Source organism: Citrobacter sp. S46_ASV_140 (assembly GCF_018919545.1).
In the GTDB taxonomy this organism is placed as follows: domain Bacteria; phylum Pseudomonadota; class Gammaproteobacteria; order Enterobacterales; family Enterobacteriaceae; genus Citrobacter; species Citrobacter braakii.
Genome location: NZ_JAHLRC010000070.1, coordinates 1 through 18,777, shown reverse-complemented (window position 1 = coordinate 18,777; position 18,777 = coordinate 1). Strand labels below are relative to the sequence as shown.

Below are 18,777 nucleotides of genomic sequence, written 5' to 3'. Positions count from 1 at the left end.
CGGTAAAAAACAATACATCCCGTTATTCATCATTGGTTTCTTCTTGGTCACATATTCAGGGCTAAACACCATAGGGATATCCATTTTTGGTTTATGTGCTGTTCTCTTATACATGCAATCAAAAACTGCGAAAGGAACACAAAATGGCTAATAATATCGACTTAAAGGAAGCCGAAAGCTCACCAATTACGAATAGAGATGTGCAGATTGTCTGGTTAAAATGGCATGCTTTCTCAGAAACATCATTAAATTTTGAACGGTTACAGGCTCTAGCCTTTTGTAATTCAATGACAGGGATTTTAGCTAAGCTATACCCGAATAAGAGGGATCTTTCAAAAGCGTTACAGCGCCATTTGACGATGTTTAACACACAAGCTAACTGGGGCTCAGTGGTAAACGGCATCACTATCGCACTAGAAGAAAAAGCATCCCAGGAACCGGAAGAACAGCGAACAGCCACAACCCAATTAGTGACCAGTTTAAAAACGGGGCTAATGGGTCCAGTCTCAGGTATCGGGGATACGCTAGATTTTGGCACATTGCGACCTATTGTTATTGGGGTATGTATTCCTTTTGTATTGCAAGGGTACGTATTAGCCGCGTTACTGCCATTGATCTATCAAGTTGTCTATATGTTCTTCGCTAGCCGATTTGCACTTAATATTGGCTATAAAAAGGGGAAAGAGTCAATTTTAGAGATACTCCACTCTGGCAGTATCCATAAAATTATTGAAGGCGCAGGTATGTTCGGCCTGTTGATGATGGGGGCGCTTTCTGCCACTTATGTAAAGATTAAGACACCGCTACATATTACTACTGGTGGGGGGAATACTATTGTCCTGCAGGACATGTTAGACAAAATTGTGCCTAACTTACTCCCCCTGGTTGCGGTTCTCGGTATTTATATATACATCCAGAAGTGTGGACCGCATTTCCTAAGAATACTGGTAGCAATCCTCTCTTTAAGCCTTATTTTTTCATTCTTCGGTTTATTGTAATATGAAAAAAATACTTATAACGCCAAGGCCCTTTCTTAGTAAGGGGCAAAAATATCTGGATGAATTACAGGCAGCAGGTTATATCGTCGAATGTAATACGAGCGGCGGACGTTTTAGTAAAGAAGAGTTGATGGTAAAAATTAAAGATGCCGATGCTATTATTACAGGCAACGACCCTTTAGATCAAGACGTTATAGATTGTGCGAAAAAACTAAAAGTAATCTCAAAATATGGTGTTGGTTTAGATAATATTAACGTTGAGTATGCGAACAGCAGAAATATTGTGGTGCATAAAGCACTCAACGCCAATTCTGTATCGGTAGCAGAAATGGCTATTCTAATGATGCTATCCAGTGCCAGAAAGTATGTTGAAATCGAACAACAGGCTAAATGCAGTAATGATGTAAGATTGGTGGGTACTGAGTTACATAAAAAGACATTAGGGCTGATTGGCCTTGGTGCTATTGGCAAACATGTAGCCCACATCGCTAACGCTATGGGTATGGAGATCATTGCATACGACCCTTATATCAATCAGAGTCAGGTTTTTCCGTATATAAACTTTAAAGAGTTAGATGAGGTGTATCAGCTCAGTGATGTTATCTCGCTTCATTTGCCTTTACTAGATAGCACCAGGCACATGATTGATCAGCACGCATTCGAAAAAATGAAACCTTCCGCAATATTGATAAATACTGCACGAGGCGGTTTGATTGATGAAAATAGTTTATACAATGCTTTAATTACTCATAAAATTTCTTTTGCTAGTGAAGATATTGAACTTAAAGAACGAAAAGAAGAAACAAAACAACTCATGAATTACTCGATCACGCCACATGCGGCTTCGTTTACTCAGGAAGCAGATCTTAACACAATTCAAATCTCGATTAAAAATGTTACCAACGAACTGGAGAAAAGATAATGAAAGAACTTAAGGGAATTATTACTGCGATGGTGACACCATTTGATGAAACGGAAAAAATGGATATCCCGGCAGCAAGAAAGATGGCTCGCTGGTTAGTCAACAATGGTGTTCATGGATTATTTATTTGTGGCACCAACGGTGAATTTCATCTGTTATCAGATGATGAAAAAGTAGAACTCACCAAAGCAGTCGTTGATGAAGTGGGTGATGACGTAACTATTTGCGCCGGTGCCGGTTGCTGTAGCACACAGCAAACTATTGCTCTGACTCAACGACTCGTTGATGCTGGCGCAGATTACATTTCAGTTGTAACCCCCTACTATCTGGTGCCTAATCAGGAAGATTTATATAAACATTACTATGATATTGCGGCCAGCACAGCAGCACCTATTATTCTATACAATCTCCCAGGGCAAACGGGCCTAAGTATTGAATACGAAACAGCGAATCGCCTGGCTGATATCGATAATATCGTGGCAATCAAAGATAGCAGTGGAAAATTTGAAGTACAAAAACAGTACCTTGAGATTTCAAAACACAAAAATTTTAAAGTATTGAACGGTTCAGATTCGCTGATGCTTGATGCATTTAAAGAAGGTTCAGTTGCCAGCGTCGCAGCCACATCAAATGTTTTACCGAAGATTGAAGTAGATTTGTATAACTACTTTATCGCGGGGCAGTTGGATCAAGCACAGGAAGAGCGTAATAAGATCGATGCGCTGCGTATGAACATTAAGAAAATGACCGCACCTGCAGTAATGAAAGAGGCTCTTAACTTAATGGGGATCACCGCAGGCATTACCAGAAGACCAATACATATGCCGAATGAAATCATCACTCAGGATATCAAAGAGATGCTGGCAGCCTATAATCTCCTGCCACAATAAGTTTTACCGACAGTATTCGACTGCATTAAGGTGACATGTTTGCCCAGAAACCGGGCAAACATGTCACCTTGTCAGGCGCAGGGGCATCAATCACTTCGGCCCCCCACAACACCAGAGAGGCAAAAGCAAACCTGGCAGAGGAAAGCGTGATAGCAGTTTGAAGTATCAATGAGACATAAAAAACCCCGGATTTTCATCCAGGGTTTATCAGCATTTCCAGGTCGGCGGAAGATTACGCTTCGATCGCTGCACGCAGTTTTTTCATGGCGTTCTTTTCAAGCTGACGAACACGTTCAGCAGAGACGCCGTAGCGATCGGCCAGTTCCTGCAACGTCGACTTGTTGTCTTCGTCCAGCCAACGGGCGCGAATGATGTCCTGGCTACGCTCGTCCAGACCCTCCATTGCGTGGGTCAGTTTATTCGCGGCCTGATCTTCCCAGTTATCTTCTTCAATGCCGTCGGCAAAGTTAGATGATTTATCCTGCAGGTACAGAACCGGCGCCATCGGCTGGCTGTCAGACTCGTCGTCTGAAGACATGTCAAACGTCATGTCCTGCGCCGCCATACGGGATTCCATTTCGCGCACGTCTTTGCTGGAAACACCCAGCTCACGAGCAACCATTTCAACTTCGTCCTGATTGAACCAGCCCAGACGCTGCTTGGTTTTACGCAGGTTAAAGAACAGCTTACGCTGCGCTTTGGTGGTCGCGACTTTTACGATACGCCAGTTACGCAGAACGTATTCGTGGATCTCTGCTTTGATCCAGTGCACGGCGAAAGAAACCAGGCGCACACCCACTTCCGGGTTGAAACGGCGCACGGCTTTCATCAGGCCGATATTGCCTTCCTGAATCAGATCCGCCTGCGGCAGGCCATAGCCCGCATAATTACGAGCAACATGAACAACAAAGCGCAGGTGAGACAGGATCAGCGTTTTAGCTGCTTCCAGATCGCCCTGGTAATGCAGCTTTTCAGCAAGTAGCCGCTCCTCGTCAGCCGACAACATCGGCCACGCGTTCGCAGCCCGGATGTAAGATTCCAGGTTACCAACAGGGGCTAAAGCTAAATTTTGCATTTCTTTGGTCATTCAAATCCTCTCAATCTTTTCATCTGACGCGTTGGCTAAAACCAATAGCAACAACCATGCCAGAGCTTATGAGCAACGAGAATATCATTCAATCTTTTATCAGACAGTGATTTTATCCACAAGTTCCATGTCGTAATGTGTATAGATTACGCACAAAATGTGACATCACAATGAATACGCTGGGAAGAGATAACAGGGACTCTTTCCCTGCAGAGCGAACTACTCAGTGCAGGGAAAGATTATACCAGAGATTTTTTAATCGGGGGTAAAGTGGCGTAAATGTTGAACCGTGGCAAGCCAGGCTGCCACCCAGCCAATCATCGAGCACACCAGCAGCAATAACAGGCATTCGTCGAATGATAAGCCGTTGATATCAAACTTAGTTCCAAAAACCTGCGCCACCTCAGTAACCGCTGACGACAGGCGCATCACCAAAATTTCTGACAAAATCAGTGAAAGAAATGCGCCGGAAAAACCGAGCAGCGCGCCGCCGTAGAGGAACGGACGCAGGATAAACCCATCCGTCGCGCCAATCAGTTTCTGCACGTTAATGGTATCGCGACGCGCAAAAATACTCAGCCGCACACTGTTACCGATGACGAGGAAGACCGCCGCTACCATCAGCACGCCAATCATCGCGGAGACGCGTCCGACAAGGCCCGTCAGCGCCGCCAGACGGGCAAACCAGCTGTCATCCATGCGCACTTCATCAATACCGTTGATTTGTGCGATACGGTCGCGCAGCGTGTTCAGCGACTCCGTGCCCTGGAAGTCCAGTTTCGGGATAACTACCGCCACGGCCGGTAGCGGGTTCTCTTCCAGCATATCCAGCGCGCCGCCAAAGCCGGACCAGTTACGGAATTCGCCCAGCGCGTCATCGCGGGAAAGATAATTCACTTTCTCCACGCCCTGCTCGGCCTGCAACTGACCAACCACCCGCGCTGCTGCATCATCATCCAGCGTTTTTTGCAGGTAAACGGTGATCTGCGGAGAAGGATAATACTGGCTTGCCGCATGGTCGACGTTCTTATAAACCATGTAGCATACGCTTGGCAGCGTCAGGGAGATGGCAATAACCATCACCGTCAGGAACGTCGCCAACGGCTTGCTTTTCAGGTCCTGTAACGCGCCCTGGAACGCGTAGCGTACCTGCTCGTTAAAGACATTGGTTTTACGCGAGTTCGGCTTTGGCGCGGCTTTCGCCCGCTTTGGCGCGTTACGACCGCCATCTCCCGGCGCGCCGCCCGATTTACGGAAGCGATCCAGTCGGCCACCGAACTGTTTGATTTGATTAATAGCGTCACGTCTATTCATGGGCCAGGCCTCCATGCAGATGTCCATCGCTCAGAACCATTTGGCGATAGGAGCGACGGGAGATCAGGCCAATATCGTGCGTGGCCATTAATACCGTGACCCCGACGCGGTTAAACTCTTCAAACAGGCGAAGGATCCCTTCCGACAACGCGTCATCCAGGTTCCCTGTTGGTTCATCCGCCAGCAATACCGCCGGTTTGTTCACCACCGCACGGGCGATGCCCACGCGCTGTTGTTCACCGCCGGAGAGCTGAATAGGGAAGTTTTTCGCTTTGTCCAACAGTCCGACCTTATCCAGCGCCGCTGACACGCGACGACGAATATCGTCCCCGCTGGCGCCCGCGATGATCAGCGGGATTGCCACGTTGTCAAACACGGTTCTGTCCATCAACAGATGGTGATCCTGAAAAATCATGCCAATCTGACGACGCAGAAACGGCACTTCACGGTTTTTCAAACGGCTGATGTCATGCCCGCTGAAGTAGATTTTCCCGGCGCTGGGCCGTTCAATTCCACAAATCAGCTTCAGCAGGGTACTTTTCCCCGCACCGGAGTGGCCGGTCAGAAATGCCATCTCGCCAGGCTGCATATGGAAGGTAACTCCCTGCAGCGCTTGTCTCCCACCGAGATAGGCCTTGCTGACATGTTCAAAGCGAATCATTGTTAATCCTCTCGGGCAAAAAGTGCCTCTATAAAATCGTCCGCTTTAAACGGACGTAAATCCTCGATACGTTCGCCTACACCGATATAGCGGATAGGGATGCCAAACTGATCGGCAACCGAGAAGATGACCCCGCCCTTCGCCGTACCGTCCAGCTTAGTCAGGGTGATACCGGTTAAGCCCACCGCTTCATGGAACAGTTTGGCCTGGCTTATCGCATTCTGCCCGGTGCTGGCGTCGATAGTCAGCATAACTTCATGCGGCGCATCTTCGTCGAGCTTCTTCATGACGCGAACGATTTTTTTCAATTCTTCCATCAGGTGCGATTTGTTCTGCAAACGCCCTGCGGTATCAGCGATCAGCACATCTACATTACGCGCCTTCGCCGCCTGGATGGCATCAAAGATGACGGACGCGGAATCCGCGCCGGTATGCTGAGCAATCACCGGGATGTTGTTACGCTGACCCCAGACCTGCAGCTGCTCTACCGCCGCCGCACGGAAGGTATCGCCCGCCGCCAGCATCACCGATTTACCCTGCTGCTCAAACTGACGCGCCAGCTTTCCGATAGTGGTGGTTTTACCCACGCCGTTGACGCCAACCATTAAGATAACAAACGGCGTCTTGCCATCAACATTCAGCGGTTCTTCCACCTTCGCCAGAATCTCGCCCATCTCTTCTTTCAGCAGGCCGTACAGCGCTTCCGCGTCTTTGAGCTGCTTACGGCTGGCACCTTCCGTCAGATTTGCAATAATCTTGCGGGTCGTTTCTACGCCCACGTCGGCAATCAGCAGTTGCTCTTCCAGCTCTTCAAACAGATCATCGTCGATCTTTTTACCACGGAACAGACTGATAAATCCGGAACCAAGGTTTTCTTTTGTTTTCAGGAGGCTGCGTTTCAGACGCGCAAAGAAACCTTCTTTCGTTGGTTTTTCCTGCTCCTGGACTCCCTCTTCTTCTGTCGGTGCTTCTACGGCAGGTTCTTCTACCGGCACCACCATCACGGCTTCTTCAGCAGCCTCAGCAGCCAGCGCCTGAGCTTCCAGCTCTTCATCAGTCAGGTGCGGTTCGTTTTCGGCTTCTTCTTCAACCGCCTCAACGATTTCCACGGTTTCCGCTTCGGCCTGCCACTCTTCGGCAGAAACCTCTTCGGTTTTCACCTCTTCCGGCAGCGGCAATTCTTCGCGTTCGATAACCGTCGCCGCTGGCGTTTCCACAACAGGTTCAGCAGCGGGTTCAGCAACCAGCTCAATCTCCGGCTGCGATTGTTCGGCAACAGGTTCTGCTTCCGGCTGCAGTTTTTCGATTTCCGCAACCTGTTCAGTCACTTCAACAACTTCAGCTGCAAAAGCTTCCGTTTCCGCCTCGCTACGGGTTTCCTCGGCGCGCGGCTGTTCGTCAACGACGGTAGTTTCTTCAGCAACCGGTTGTTGTTCTTCGTTTTTTAATTCTGTCTCGTTTTCCGGTGCCTGCTCTTTTTGACCAAAGCCCAGCCAGGAAAAAAAGCCACGTTTTTTCTCTTTCGCCATTTGCGACTACACTCCCCCGCTGTTGCTTCATGGCACAGCGTCAACGCTATGTACATAGCAGCTAAAAAAATGATGAAATAGTCTATCACTTATACCCGATGAATTTCGAGTTACGTCAAGGCGGCAAGCGCACGAATCCCGATGAGCTTACTTTTAGTAAGTGATTTGGGTGAGAAAGTGCAGCCAACGAAGAGGTAACTTGAAAGGCGACGGGTTAACTTAACTCACATCACCGCCTGGAATGACACGTCAGCAGCGGATTGAGCAATAATTGAAATGAAAAAACCGAATCACTCTGGTAGCGGCCAGATCCGCATTATTGGTGGTCAATGGCGTGGCCGTAAACTCCCGGTTCCGGATAGTCCCGGTCTGCGCCCAACCACCGACCGCGTACGCGAAACCTTATTTAACTGGCTGGCCCCGGTAATGGTCGATGCTCACTGCCTGGACTGCTTCGCCGGCAGCGGCGCGCTGGGGCTGGAAGCCCTCTCTCGCTATGCGGCAAATGCGACGCTTCTGGAAATGGATCGCGCGGTATCACAGCAGCTACAAAACAATCTCGCCACGCTGAAAGCTCCCCATGCCCGGGTCGTCAACACCAATACCCTGACATTTTTGGCCCAGACGGGTACGCCGCATAACGTGGTGTTTGTTGACCCGCCGTTTCGCAAAGGATTACTGGAAGAAACATTAACTCTTCTGGAAACTCATGGCTGGCTGGCAAATGAAGCGTATATTTACGTTGAAAGCGAAGTAGAAAACGGTTTGCCGCCGGTTCCGGTGAACTGGTCGCTGTACCGCGAAAAAGTCGCCGGACAGGTCGCCTATCGCCTTTACCAACGTGAAGCACGAGGAGAACACGATGCTGATTAACCTGGGACGCCTGCTGATGTTGTGCGTCTGGGCATTTTTACTACTCAATATTTTCCAACCCTTTCCACGCCCGCTTAACATCTTCGTTAACGTCGCACTGATTTTTATGGTGCTGATGCATGGCATGCAACTGGCGCTGTTAAAAAGCACCATGCCTAAAGATGGCCCGCAGATGACCCGCGGAGAGAAAATCCGTATTTTTCTGTTCGGCGTCTTTGAGTTACTGGTTTGGCAGAAGAAGATTAAAGATCAGTTGAAAAAGTAACTGTGATCTTTTCGCCCGGCGGCGCTTAGCAGGCCGGGGCGACAAAATCTCCAGGCCGGACAAAGCGTAAGCCGCAATCCGGCATCAGTCAGATGAAACCTTAGCGTTCACTGTAAAATCAACAAAACGCGAACCTTTATAACTCAGCGTTCCCTTATCCCCGACCGTTAACGCATGGTACTGCTGGGCATCCAGACGAAACGTCTGCTCGAAGCCGCCACTTTGTGGCTTAAAACTGACTTCATAGCGCATGCTGGTCCCCGCCGGGCTCACTTCCTGCTGGCGGGATCGCCGATCGTTAAGCGGTTTTTCCCGTTTGTTACTCACCACCACCTGCTTTTGCACTAACGGCGCAGTATCATTATCGGCTTTTTCACGCCGCTGCTGAACGAAGCGAAACGACGCAGCAACAACGATTAATACAATGATAACAATGAAGAAAAGTGGTGGTTTGCTCATATTATTAACCCATCAGAAAATGCGGAAATAAGCATACATTGCCTGTTATGGTGTTGTCATCTGGCAGTGTCGACCTCTACACTGAACAGTAGAGCCGTGAGCACCCCGCTTACGAAAAAATAACGAATTCAAGGAACTAAGATGCTTTGGTCGTTTATCGCTGTCTGCCTTTCCGCATGGTTGTTCGTGGATGCTTCCTATCGTGGGCCCGCCTGGCAACGCTGGGTCTTTAAACCCCTAACGTTACTCCTGCTGGCGCTGCTGGCCTGGCAGGCGCCAATGTTTAATGCTGTCAGCTATCTGGTGTTGGCTGGCCTGCTTGCCTCGCTGCTGGGCGATGCGCTGACGCTGTTACCGCGCCAACGCCTTTTGTATGCCGTGGGGGCATTCTTCCTGTCGCATCTGCTGTATACCATTTACTTCGCCAGCCAAATGACGCTGTCGTTCTTCTGGCCTTTGCCGTTGGTGCTGGTGGTGCTGGGGGCGTTGCTGATTGCCGTGATCTGGACGCGACTTGAAGAGCTACGCATCGCTATCTGTACCTTTATTGGTATCACGCTGATGATGGTCTGGATGGCTGGTGAGCTGTGGTTTTTCCGCCCGACCGCTCCGGCGCTGTCGGCCTTTATGGGCGCATCACTCCTGTTCATCGGCAACATTGTCTGGCTGGGTAGCCATTACCGTCGCCGCTTTCGCGCCGATAACGCAATTGCTGCCGCCTGCTACTTCGCCGGACATTTCCTGATTGTTCGTTCGTTGTATCTTTAAAACGCTTGACTCTGGAGTCGACTCCAGAGTGTATCCTCCGGTTAATATGAAATGATTATCAACCGGAGGATGCCATGTCGACACCCGATTCCAGTGGCAAAAAAGCCCCACAATTTTCTTCTTTCAAGCTAGCGCCTGCGCCACAAAAGGCTGACGACTGCTGCTGCGAAGGAAGTTGCTCCACCCCACCACCCGTATCCGGTACCGTAATGGGTACCCGCTACTCCTGGAAAGTGGCAGGCATGGACTGTGCAGCCTGCGCCCGAAAAGTGGAGAATGCGGTCCGCCAGGTCAACGGCGTCAACCAGGTCCAGGTTCTGTTTGCCACCGAAAAACTGGTAGTCGACGCGGGTTCCGATATCCGCCTGCAAGTTGAAAGCGCAGTGCAAAAGGCAGGCTATACCCTGCGCGATGAGCAAGCGCCAGACGCCGCCCCCGAGTCGCGGTTTAAAGAGAACCTGCCGCTGATTTCGCTGATTATCATGATGGCGATTAGCTGGGGGCTGGAGCAGTTCAATCACCCCTTTGGCCAGATAGCATTTATCGCCACCACGCTGGTAGGTCTGTATCCCATTGCCCGTCAGGCCCTGCGTCTGATGAAAACCGGCAGCTACTTTGCCATTGAAACGTTGATGAGCGTGGCCGCCATTGGCGCACTGTTTATCGGCGCGACGGCAGAAGCCGCCATGGTGCTGCTGCTGTTTTTAATTGGCGAACGCCTGGAAGGATGGGCCGCCAGCCGCGCCCGTAAAGGGGTCAGCGCACTGATGGCGCTCAAGCCGGAAACCGCCACGCGCCTGCGTAACGGCGAGCGCGAAGAGGTTGCTATCAATACTCTCCAGCCAGGCGATGTTATCGAGGTTGCCGCGGGTGGGCGTTTACCTGCCGACGGCAAGCTGGTCTCCGGATTTGCCAGCTTTGATGAAAGCGCCCTGACCGGCGAATCGATACCGGTTGAGCGCGCCACCGGCGAGAAAGTCCCGGCGGGCGCCACCAGCGTGGACCGTCTGGTAACGCTGGAAGTACTCTCCGAACCGGGTGCCAGCGCCATTGACCGTATTCTGAAATTGATTGAAGAAGCGGAAGAACGCCGTGCCCCCATTGAGCGCTTTATTGACCGTTTCAGCCGGATTTACACCCCAGCCATTATGGCGGTTGCGTTGTTGGTCACCCTTGTACCACCGCTGCTGTTTGCCGCATCCTGGCAGGAGTGGATTTATAAAGGGCTGACGCTGCTGCTGATTGGCTGCCCATGTGCGCTGGTGATTTCCACACCCGCAGCCATTACCTCTGGCCTTGCCGCCGCGGCGCGTCGTGGCGCGTTAATCAAAGGCGGGGCCGCGCTGGAGCAGTTGGGTAGGGTAACGCAGGTCGCGTTTGATAAAACCGGCACCCTGACCATCGGTAAACCGCGCGTCACGGCGATTCACCCGGCAAGCGGTATTGGCGAGGCAGAACTGCTGGCGCTGGCGGCAGCAGTAGAGCAAGGCGCGACGCACCCGCTGGCGCAGGCGATTGTTCGGGAAGCCCAAACGCGCGAACTGACTATCCCTGTCGCAAAAGATCAGCGGGCGCTGGTTGGCTCTGGCATTGAAGCACTGGTCAACGGTGAACGCGTGCTGATTTGCGCCGCCGGTAAGCAGCCTGCCGATACTTTTGCCGGGCAGATAAGCGAGCTGGAAAGCGCGGGTCAAACGGTGGTGCTGGTGCTGCGTAACGATGCCGTTCTCGGCGTGCTGGCCCTACAGGACACGCTGCGCGACGACGCCCGTAGCGCCATCAGCGAGCTTAATCAGATTGGCGTGAAAGGGGTGATCCTGACGGGTGATAACCCGCGAGCGGCGGCAGCTATTGCCAGTGAATTGGGTCTCGAATTCAAAGCGGGTCTATTACCGGAAGATAAAGTACAGGCCGTTACCCATCTTAACCAACAGTCGCCGCTGGCGATGGTCGGCGACGGCATCAACGACGCTCCGGCAATGAAAGCAGCCACCATTGGCATTGCGATGGGAAGCGGGACCGATGTCGCGCTGGAAACCGCCGATGCCGCCCTGACCCACAACCGCCTGCGTGGTCTGGTGCAAATGATTCAGTTAGCCCGCGCCACCCACGCCAATATTCGCCAGAACATTGCGATTGCGCTAGGCCTCAAGGGGATTTTCCTCGTCACCACCCTGCTCGGGATAACCGGATTGTGGCTGGCGGTGCTGGCAGATACGGGGGCGACGGTACTGGTGACCGCTAACGCGCTGCGGTTACTACGTAAAGGATAATGCGTCTGTGCCGGACGGCTGTTGCATTAGCGCCATCCGGCTAAGATTACTGGCCTTTGCGCACCAGATAGCGGTACGGCAGAGAGTCGGTCTCTTTTGCCACCAGCTCATGCTCCATAAAGGTACAGAAGCCAGGAATGTCACGGGTTGTCGCCGGATCGTCGGCGACAATCAGCAGCGTTTCACCCGCTTGCATGCCGCGCACGGTTTTACGCACCATCATTACGGGTTCCGGGCAGCGCAGCCCCTGGGCATCAAGAGTATGGTCGGGAGAGGTAAACAGATCGCTCATCGTAGTCTCGTTCATTCAAAAACGGCGTTATTTTACGCTCTGTTGTGGCGTAAGCCAATCAGGTTAACGATTGCGTGAAAAACAACCATTGCAATGTGCTCTTAAAGCAGTATCATGCGACGGTTTTTTATTGGGTTCCCTCACCCCATCCAACAAAAAGGTCACAATATGACTCCGTTTACACAATCTCAACGCGTAAAAGCGTTGTTTTGGCTATCGCTATTTCATCTGCTGGTGATCACCTCCAGCAACTATCTGGTGCAGCTACCGATCTCCATTTTGGGTTTCCATACCACATGGGGCGCTTTCAGCTTTCCGTTTATTTTCCTCGCGACCGATCTGACCGTGCGTATTTTTGGCGCACCGTTGGCACGACGTATCATCTTTGCGGTAATGATCCCCGCGCTGCTGATCTCCTATGTCGTTTCATCACTGTTCTATATGGGATCGTGGCAGGGATTCGGCGCACTGCTGCACTTTAATTTGTTTGTCGCCCGTATCGCCGCCGCCAGCTTTATGGCTTACGCGTTGGGTCAAATTCTGGATGTGCATGTCTTTAACCGTCTGCGTCAGAACCGTCGCTGGTGGCTGGCGCCAACGGCTTCCACGCTGTTTGGCAACATCAGCGATACGTTAGCCTTCTTCTTTATCGCTTTCTGGCGCAGCCCGGATGCCTTTATGGCCGAGCACTGGATGGAAATCGCGCTGGTTGACTACTGCTTCAAAGTGCTGATCAGCATTATTTTCTTCCTGCCGATGTACGGCGTGCTGCTGAATATGTTACTGAAAAGGCTGGCAGATAAATCCGAAATCTCTGCATTGCAGACGAGTTAAAGGTTCATTTTCCGAGTTGTGATAAGATGGACGAATGAGCCGTTATGGCCGTTTATCGAAAGGAAGAAGTCAATGCGCAATCTGGTTAAATATGTCGGTATTGGCCTGCTGGTTATGGGGCTTGCGGCCTGTGATAATAGCGATACAAAAGCGCCAGCAGAGGGTGCTGCCGCAGAAAGTAGCGCCACCGGACAACCGGTCAGCCTGTTGGACGGTAAACTCAGTTTTTCCCTGCCAGCGGATATGACCGATCAGAGCGGCAAACTGGGCACCCAGGCGAACAATATGCACGTTTATTCTGACGCAACCGGCCAGAAAGCGGTGATTGTGATTGTTGGCGACAATACCAACGAAGACCTGGCTGTGCTGGCAAAACGCCTGGAAGATCAGCAGCGTAGCCGCGACCCGCAGTTGCAGGTCGTCACCAATAAATCTATTGAGCTGAAAGGCCACACGCTGCAGCAGTTAGACAGCATCATCTCGGCCAAAGGCCAGACCGCTTACTCTTCCGTGGTGTTGGGTAAAGTCGATAACCAACTGCTGACTCTGCAAATCACGCTGCCTGCTGACGATCAGCAAAAAGCGCAGACTACCGCAGAAAACATCATTAACACGCTGGTTATCCAGTAACGGTTAAGACGATGACTCGGCCTCCGGTGACACCACCTGAGGCCGTTTTTTTAATCGCCAGGTCAGCAATAACGCCACCGCCACCAGCCCTGCCGCCGCCAGATAGATAACCGGCACGCCCGCCCACGTCATGACCAGCCCGGCCAGCGGCCCCGTAACTCCCAGTGATAAATCCATAAACACCGTATACGTCGCCAGCGCAGCGCCCTGATTTTGCTGCGGGACGGCTTTTACCGCCACCACGCCCAGCGCCGGGAACACCAGCGAAAACCCTGCACCGGCCAGCAGGACGCCGCTTTTCGCCATCCACGGCATGGAAGCCATCCCGACCAGCAGCAGCCCAACAATCTCGACGGTAAAGCAGATCATCGCCACATTTAGTCCACCTAAACGGTTGATACCATTTGGGAATAACAGGCGGGTCCCCACAAACGTGCAACTAAAAAGCGTTAGCGCGAAAGCGGCACCGTCCCAGCCTTTGGCATCATAAAACAGGGTAATGAAAGTGGCGATCACGCCAAATCCGGCTGAGGCCAGGGCCAGCGCCATGCCGTACAACCAGACACGCCCAAGCACCGCGCGAAACGGCAATGGTTTGCCTTTGCTGGCCTTCACCGCCGGACGAGGGAGCGCCAGCAGTATTGCCAACAGCGCCACGCCCATCACGGTCAGCGCCAGTCCCTGTAAGCCACCCCAGGCATAAAACAGTACACCCAGCGGAGCGCCTATCGCCATCGCGCCATAGGTCACGATGCCGTTCCACGAAATCACCCGTCCGATATGCATTGAACCAACGACCCCAACCCCCCACAGCGTAGAGCCAGTCCCGGCAAAGCTTTGCCCGATCCCTAGAATCACGCGCCCCAGGCATAACAGCAGCAGGCTGGCCAGCGGCCAGCCATTCGTGAAGCCCGCCAGGAAGTAGCCCAGACCACTTAAAAAACAGCCACACAGTCCGAATACCACAATCTTCTTTGGCCCCAGCAGGTCGGCATAGCGACCGGCATGTGGACGGCTCAGCAGCGTAGCGAAATATTGCAAGCTGATGACCAGCCCTGCCCAAAAAGCGCTAAATCCCATCACATCATGGACATAGCCTGGCAATACAGCGAGCGGCAAACCAATGGTCAGGTAGCTGGCGAAGTTAAACATCACCACAGAGACAATACGCAGATTAAGGCGTAAACCGCTAAGCGTCGGTTCAGCGACGGGTTCGGGCATGGAGGATCACCACGTTTTCACAACAGTGTTTCATTTCTACCATGTTGCCGGGCAGAAATCAGTAGTCAGTTTAGGAATATCAGTCGCAAGCCAGCCGCTACACTTAATGCAAAAACGCAAACAGGAAGACGACATGACAACCGCCCAGCCCGATAAAACGGGTTTGCACATTCTGCTCAAACTGGCCGCTCTGGTGGTGATCCTCGCGGGTATTCATGCCGCGGCAGATATCATCGTACAGCTTCTGCTGGCCCTTTTTTTTGCCATTGTATTGAATCCGCTGGTCATCTGGTTTATTCGCCGGGGTGTACGTCGGCCGGTCGCGATAACGTTAGTCGTGGTGGTGATGCTGATCGTTCTTACGGCGTTAATCGGCGTTCTGGCATCGTCCATCACTGAATTCATGGCCATGCTGCCAAAATACAACAAGGAGCTGACGCGCAAGGTTCTGTATCTGCAAGAGATGGTGCCTTTTCTGAATCTGCATATGTCCCCGGAGCGCATGCTGCAGCGCATGGACTCCGACAAGCTGATGACCTTCACAACCACGCTGATGACAAGTCTTTCCGGTGCCATGGCCAGCGTCGTTCTGCTGGTGATGACGGTGGTCTTTATGTTGTTTGAGGTGCGTCATGTTCCCTATAAGCTGCGCTTTGCGCTGAACAACCCACAAATCCATATTGCGGGGCTGCATCGGGCGCTGAAAGGTGTTTCTCACTATCTGGCGCTGAAAACGTTGCTCAGCTTATGGACCGGTGCCATCGTCTGGCTGGGACTGGCGCTAATGGGGATTCAGTTTGCTCTGATGTGGGGTGTGCTGGCATTCCTGCTAAACTACGTGCCCAACATTGGCTCGGTCATTTCCGCCGTTCCACCCATGATCCAGGCGCTGCTGTTCAACGGCGTTTACGAATGCGTGCTGGTTGGGGCGCTGTTTCTGGTGGTGCATATGGTAATTGGCAACATCCTCGAGCCCCGCATGATGGGGCACCGGCTGGGATTATCGACGCTAATCGTGTTTCTCTCTCTGTTGGTGTGGGGATGGCTGCTTGGTCCGGTAGGTATGCTGCTCTCCGTGCCGTTAACCAGCGTGTGTAAAATCTGGATGGAAACCACCACAGGCGGTAGCAAACTGGCAATTTTGCTGGGACCCGGCAGGCCCAAAACCCGATTACCTGGATAAACTTGCAAACAGCATGTATAGAATGGTAAACAACCCCATTATTACTAAAGGTTAGCCCTGATATGTACCGGATCGTTCTTGGGAAAGTTTCTGTTTTAAGCGCTGGCACACTGCCTGCCGCACTGCGTGAGCAGGCCCCGCAAGGCGCTCGTCGTGCGCGCTGGCTGGCTGGTCGCGTGCTGCTTTCCCATACTCTTTCGCCATTACCGGACATCGTCTACAGCGAGCAAGGAAAACCGGCCTTTTCCGCCGACACACCGCTGTGGTTCAATCTCAGCCACAGCGGTGATGATATTGCCCTGCTGCTCAGCGACGAAGGGGAAGTCGGCTGTGATATTGAAGTCGTTCGCCCGCGCGATAACTGGCAGACGCTGGCAAATACGGTGTTCAGTCTCAGGGAACATGCCGAAGTTGAGGCCGAACACCCGGAGCAACAGCTGGCGGCGTTCTGGCGCATCTGGACGCGTAAAGAAGCTATCGTGAAACAGCGTGGCGGCAGCGCCTGGCAAATTGTCAGCGTCGACAGCACCGTGCTAACCTCCTCACTCTCGGTCAGCCAGTGCCAGCTCGATACCCTGAGCCTGGCGGTGTGTACCCCCACGCCGTTTACCCTGACCGCCGACGCCGTGCAGCGTCTGGAAGCCTTAGCGTAAATTTTCCGGGAAGTTTTCCGGCAATTCGCTCGCCGCACAGGCAATAACGCTGTCATTATTCGCCCCACAGTCACGCACGAAGGTGATGGTCGCAAACTCGTCAATCACCTCAGTTGGATATGCCGGACCCGCATCGCGATATGACATCATCAGCGGAATATGGTCATTCTGGAAACAGACCGTTTTTTGCGGATTGTTAATCACCCAGCGTGGGAAAAAGATGGTGCCGTGAAAGAGTTTGTCGCCCAGATTCACGATCAGGCTGACGTCGGTCCCGGTCGGTTCGGTCCATGAAATTTTATAAACACTCTCGCCAACCCGCACAATGTACGCCCGCTGATCCTTCACCCAACGATTCCCCACAATGCCGCTGTGAATACGGTAATCCAGAGTGGTGTCGTTTTTCACGTAGATCTCGTAATTCCAGCCATTATCGTAGGTATAGACCAGATGTTTGCCGACAAAGCCGCTCAAATCATGTTTATCAAAAGTGCTCATATTCTTTCTCCTCTTACTTGATGCGAGGATCTTACCGCTTCAAAAATTGGATGAATAACGCTATGTTTACATCATATTCATTCAATTTTTAGATGAGTTATGCACAAGACAACGCTGGAGCAATGGGCCTTACTGGAGAAAGTCGTGGAGCTGGGCAGCTTTGCGAAAGCTGCGGAAGAGACCAACCGTAGCCAGTCTTCGGTGAGCTACAACCTGGCGCTACTGCAGGAGCGGCTTGGCGTGACGCTGCTGACGCCGGAAGGTCGCAGGGCGGTATTAACCCCTGCGGGAGAGCTACTGCTGGGCCAGGTCAAACCGTTACTGAAGGCCTTTTTATGGGTGGAAACCCGGGCAGCAACATTGCAAAACGGCACGCGAACGCGGCTGGATTTCATGGTAGATAGCATCTTCCCACGCAAACGCCTGTTCGCGATCCTCAAGCAGTTTCAGCAAGCGTGGCCGCAGACGCAGGTGCGTTTGACCGAAGTGCTGGAGAATGCTGACGATCGACTGGCAGCGCATGCCGATGCGGACGTGATGGTCCTGACCCGACGCCAGGATATCACCGGCCGCGGCGAATGGCTGATGAATATTGACTTCGTGGCCGTTGCCCACCGCGATCACCCGCTCTGCATGCTGGATGCGCCGCTGGATGAAGACGCATTACGCGCGTGGCCGCTGATTCGCATTGCCGATCGCGACAACCCGCAGCAAGCGGTGCGCGATGCCTGGACCTTCTCGACCATTGATGCCGCGATTGAGGCGGTGATGTATCAGGTCGGTTACGGCTGGTTGCCTGAGGAGCGAATCCAGCAGCAGCTTGAGCAGGGGTTATTACGACCGCTGCCGTTAAGCCATGGCGCTCGCCGTGCCACCCCGCTGCATCTGATCGTCAAAGACACGCTCGCGCCGCTGGATGAACAGGTAACAACCCTGCTGCGTTTATTGCGAGAGCATTAACCTTTTCCCCGGATGCCGGACGTGTGTTACAAAATACGCTATTCCCCTTACTCCCTCTGCGCCCACGCGCCACATGAAAGGTTAATTGCAGATGCAACGAGTCACCATTACCCTCGATGACGATTTACTGGAAACGCTCGACAGCCTGAGCCAGCGCCGTGGCTATAACAACCGTTCCGAAGCGATCCGCGATATTCTGCGCGGCGCACTGGCGCAGGAAACTACCCAGGAGCACGGCACTCAGGGATTCGCAGTGCTCTCGTATGTTTATGAGCATGAGAAGCGTGACCTGGCGAGCCGTATTGTTTCCACCCAACATCACCACCACGATTTATCAGTCGCCACGCTGCACGTGCACATCAACCATGACGACTGTCTGGAAATCGCTGTGCTAAAAGGTGACATGGGCGATGTGCAGCATTTTGCCGATGACGTGATTTCCCAGCGCGGCGTGCGCCACGGTCATC

At 52.3% G+C, this 18,777-nt stretch carries 22 protein-coding genes and 1 pseudogene; 15 read left to right on the top strand and 8 right to left on the bottom strand.

Features of this window, described 5'->3' with window-relative positions:
* The first annotated feature begins 43 nt into the window (after positions 1–43).
* Genes KQJ19_RS16440 through dapA form a run of 4 tightly spaced genes read left to right on the top strand, consistent with a single transcriptional unit; the run spans position 44 to position 2,810 of the window.
* Positions 44–151 carry a hypothetical protein gene (locus KQJ19_RS16440; RefSeq protein WP_253296364.1) on the top strand — a complete coding sequence of 36 codons (108 nt, stop codon included), beginning with the start codon at positions 44–46 and terminating at the stop codon, positions 149–151.
* A complete protein-coding gene (locus tag KQJ19_RS16435; RefSeq protein ID WP_052138036.1) occupies positions 144–998 on the top strand; it encodes a PTS system mannose/fructose/sorbose family transporter subunit IID in 855 nt (284 codons plus the stop codon). The genes KQJ19_RS16440 and KQJ19_RS16435 overlap by 8 nt, the downstream gene beginning before the upstream one ends.
* Position 999: 1 nt before the next feature.
* Positions 1,000–1,920 carry a phosphoglycerate dehydrogenase gene (locus tag KQJ19_RS16430; protein ID WP_103766959.1) on the top strand — a complete coding sequence of 307 codons (921 nt, stop codon included), beginning with the start codon at positions 1,000–1,002 and terminating at the stop codon, positions 1,918–1,920.
* Complete coding sequence (gene dapA, locus KQJ19_RS16425) at positions 1,920–2,810, top strand: 4-hydroxy-tetrahydrodipicolinate synthase (protein ID WP_101700400.1); 891 nt, start codon at positions 1,920–1,922, stop codon at positions 2,808–2,810. The genes KQJ19_RS16430 and dapA overlap by 1 nt, the downstream gene beginning before the upstream one ends.
* Positions 2,811–3,042: 232 nt before the next feature.
* Here dapA and rpoH read toward each other — a convergent pair whose 3' ends face one another.
* From rpoH to ftsY, 4 genes are all read right to left on the bottom strand, one after another.
* Positions 3,043–3,897: an RNA polymerase sigma factor RpoH gene (gene rpoH, locus KQJ19_RS16420; RefSeq protein ID WP_005121585.1), complete on the bottom strand. Its 855-nt coding sequence runs from the start codon at positions 3,895–3,897 to the stop codon at positions 3,043–3,045.
* Positions 3,898–4,152: 255 nt separating this feature from the next.
* On the bottom strand, positions 4,153–5,211 hold the full coding sequence (gene ftsX / locus KQJ19_RS16415) for a permease-like cell division protein FtsX (protein WP_016154839.1): 1,059 nt from the start codon (positions 5,209–5,211) through the stop codon (positions 4,153–4,155).
* Entirely contained in the window at positions 5,204–5,872 is a 669-nt protein-coding gene (ftsE, locus tag KQJ19_RS16410) for a cell division ATP-binding protein FtsE (protein ID WP_003023420.1), read from the bottom strand. Before ftsE ends, ftsX begins: the two co-directional genes overlap by 8 nt.
* A gap of 2 nt (positions 5,873–5,874) precedes the next feature.
* On the bottom strand, positions 5,875–7,401 hold the full coding sequence (gene ftsY / locus KQJ19_RS16405; RefSeq protein ID WP_019078122.1) for a signal recognition particle-docking protein FtsY: 1,527 nt from the start codon (positions 7,399–7,401) through the stop codon (positions 5,875–5,877).
* A gap of 276 nt (positions 7,402–7,677) precedes the next feature.
* Between ftsY and rsmD the strand changes: the two genes are divergently transcribed.
* Together rsmD and KQJ19_RS16395 are read left to right on the top strand one after the other, a co-directional pair.
* Positions 7,678–8,274: a 16S rRNA (guanine(966)-N(2))-methyltransferase gene (rsmD, locus tag KQJ19_RS16400; protein ID WP_016157666.1), complete on the top strand. Its 597-nt coding sequence runs from the start codon at positions 7,678–7,680 to the stop codon at positions 8,272–8,274.
* A complete protein-coding gene (locus KQJ19_RS16395; RefSeq protein ID WP_016154842.1) occupies positions 8,264–8,539 on the top strand; it encodes a DUF1145 family protein in 276 nt (91 codons plus the stop codon). Before rsmD ends, KQJ19_RS16395 begins: the two co-directional genes overlap by 11 nt.
* A gap of 84 nt (positions 8,540–8,623) precedes the next feature.
* Here the strand turns inward: KQJ19_RS16395 and KQJ19_RS16390 are convergent, their stop codons facing one another.
* A complete protein-coding gene (locus KQJ19_RS16390; RefSeq protein WP_016154843.1) occupies positions 8,624–8,998 on the bottom strand; it encodes a DUF2500 domain-containing protein in 375 nt (124 codons plus the stop codon).
* A gap of 141 nt (positions 8,999–9,139) precedes the next feature.
* On the opposite strand from KQJ19_RS16390, the gene KQJ19_RS16385 reads away from it, so the two are divergent.
* Together KQJ19_RS16385 and zntA are read left to right on the top strand one after the other, a co-directional pair.
* On the top strand, positions 9,140–9,766 hold the full coding sequence (locus KQJ19_RS16385; RefSeq protein WP_016154844.1) for a lysoplasmalogenase: 627 nt from the start codon (positions 9,140–9,142) through the stop codon (positions 9,764–9,766).
* Positions 9,767–9,840: 74 nt separating this feature from the next.
* Positions 9,841–12,039, top strand: coding sequence for a Zn(II)/Cd(II)/Pb(II) translocating P-type ATPase ZntA (gene zntA / locus KQJ19_RS16380; RefSeq protein WP_216403865.1), 2,199 nt, complete (start codon positions 9,841–9,843; stop codon positions 12,037–12,039).
* A 46-nt stretch (positions 12,040–12,085) separates the two neighbouring features.
* Here zntA and tusA read toward each other — a convergent pair whose 3' ends face one another.
* The gene (gene tusA / locus KQJ19_RS16375) at positions 12,086–12,331 is read right to left on the bottom strand and encodes a sulfurtransferase TusA (protein WP_003827551.1); all 246 of its coding nucleotides are present in this window, start codon (positions 12,329–12,331) and stop codon (positions 12,086–12,088) included.
* Between the two features lie 168 nt (positions 12,332–12,499).
* Between tusA and KQJ19_RS16370 the strand changes: the two genes are divergently transcribed.
* Both KQJ19_RS16370 and KQJ19_RS16365 read left to right on the top strand, forming a co-directional pair.
* Positions 12,500–13,165: a 7-cyano-7-deazaguanine/7-aminomethyl-7-deazaguanine transporter gene (locus KQJ19_RS16370; protein ID WP_200046835.1), complete on the top strand. Its 666-nt coding sequence runs from the start codon at positions 12,500–12,502 to the stop codon at positions 13,163–13,165.
* A gap of 72 nt (positions 13,166–13,237) precedes the next feature.
* A complete protein-coding gene (locus KQJ19_RS16365; protein ID WP_016154847.1) occupies positions 13,238–13,795 on the top strand; it encodes a DcrB family lipoprotein in 558 nt (185 codons plus the stop codon).
* 3 nt (positions 13,796–13,798) lie between these two features.
* Here the strand turns inward: KQJ19_RS16365 and KQJ19_RS16360 are convergent, their stop codons facing one another.
* Complete coding sequence (locus KQJ19_RS16360) at positions 13,799–15,016, bottom strand: MFS transporter (RefSeq protein ID WP_019078119.1); 1,218 nt, start codon at positions 15,014–15,016, stop codon at positions 13,799–13,801.
* Positions 15,017–15,149: 133 nt separating this feature from the next.
* On the opposite strand from KQJ19_RS16360, the gene KQJ19_RS16355 reads away from it, so the two are divergent.
* A complete protein-coding gene (locus KQJ19_RS16355; RefSeq protein ID WP_047501404.1) occupies positions 15,150–16,199 on the top strand; it encodes an AI-2E family transporter in 1,050 nt (349 codons plus the stop codon).
* 62 nt (positions 16,200–16,261) lie between these two features.
* Complete coding sequence (gene acpT, locus KQJ19_RS16350; protein WP_216403864.1) at positions 16,262–16,852, top strand: 4'-phosphopantetheinyl transferase AcpT; 591 nt, start codon at positions 16,262–16,264, stop codon at positions 16,850–16,852.
* Here the strand turns inward: acpT and KQJ19_RS16345 are convergent.
* Complete coding sequence (locus tag KQJ19_RS16345) at positions 16,844–17,350, bottom strand: phenolic acid decarboxylase (protein ID WP_016157682.1); 507 nt, start codon at positions 17,348–17,350, stop codon at positions 16,844–16,846. The two genes, acpT and KQJ19_RS16345, sit on opposite strands and share 9 nt — an antisense overlap.
* Before the next feature lie 99 nt (positions 17,351–17,449).
* Between KQJ19_RS16345 and KQJ19_RS16340 the strand changes: the two genes are divergently transcribed.
* The 3 genes and pseudogenes from KQJ19_RS16340 to nikR all read left to right on the top strand — a co-directional run.
* Complete coding sequence (locus tag KQJ19_RS16340; protein WP_047415905.1) at positions 17,450–18,310, top strand: LysR family transcriptional regulator; 861 nt, start codon at positions 17,450–17,452, stop codon at positions 18,308–18,310.
* Positions 18,307–18,387: pseudogene (nikE, locus tag KQJ19_RS24040) on the top strand (nickel import ATP-binding protein NikE); the annotation flags it as partial. The gene KQJ19_RS16340 and the pseudogene nikE, both read left to right, overlap by 4 nt.
* A gap of 14 nt (positions 18,388–18,401) precedes the next feature.
* A partial coding sequence (nikR, locus tag KQJ19_RS16335) for a nickel-responsive transcriptional regulator NikR (RefSeq protein WP_216403863.1) occupies positions 18,402–18,777 on the top strand: 376 nt, incomplete at its 3' end.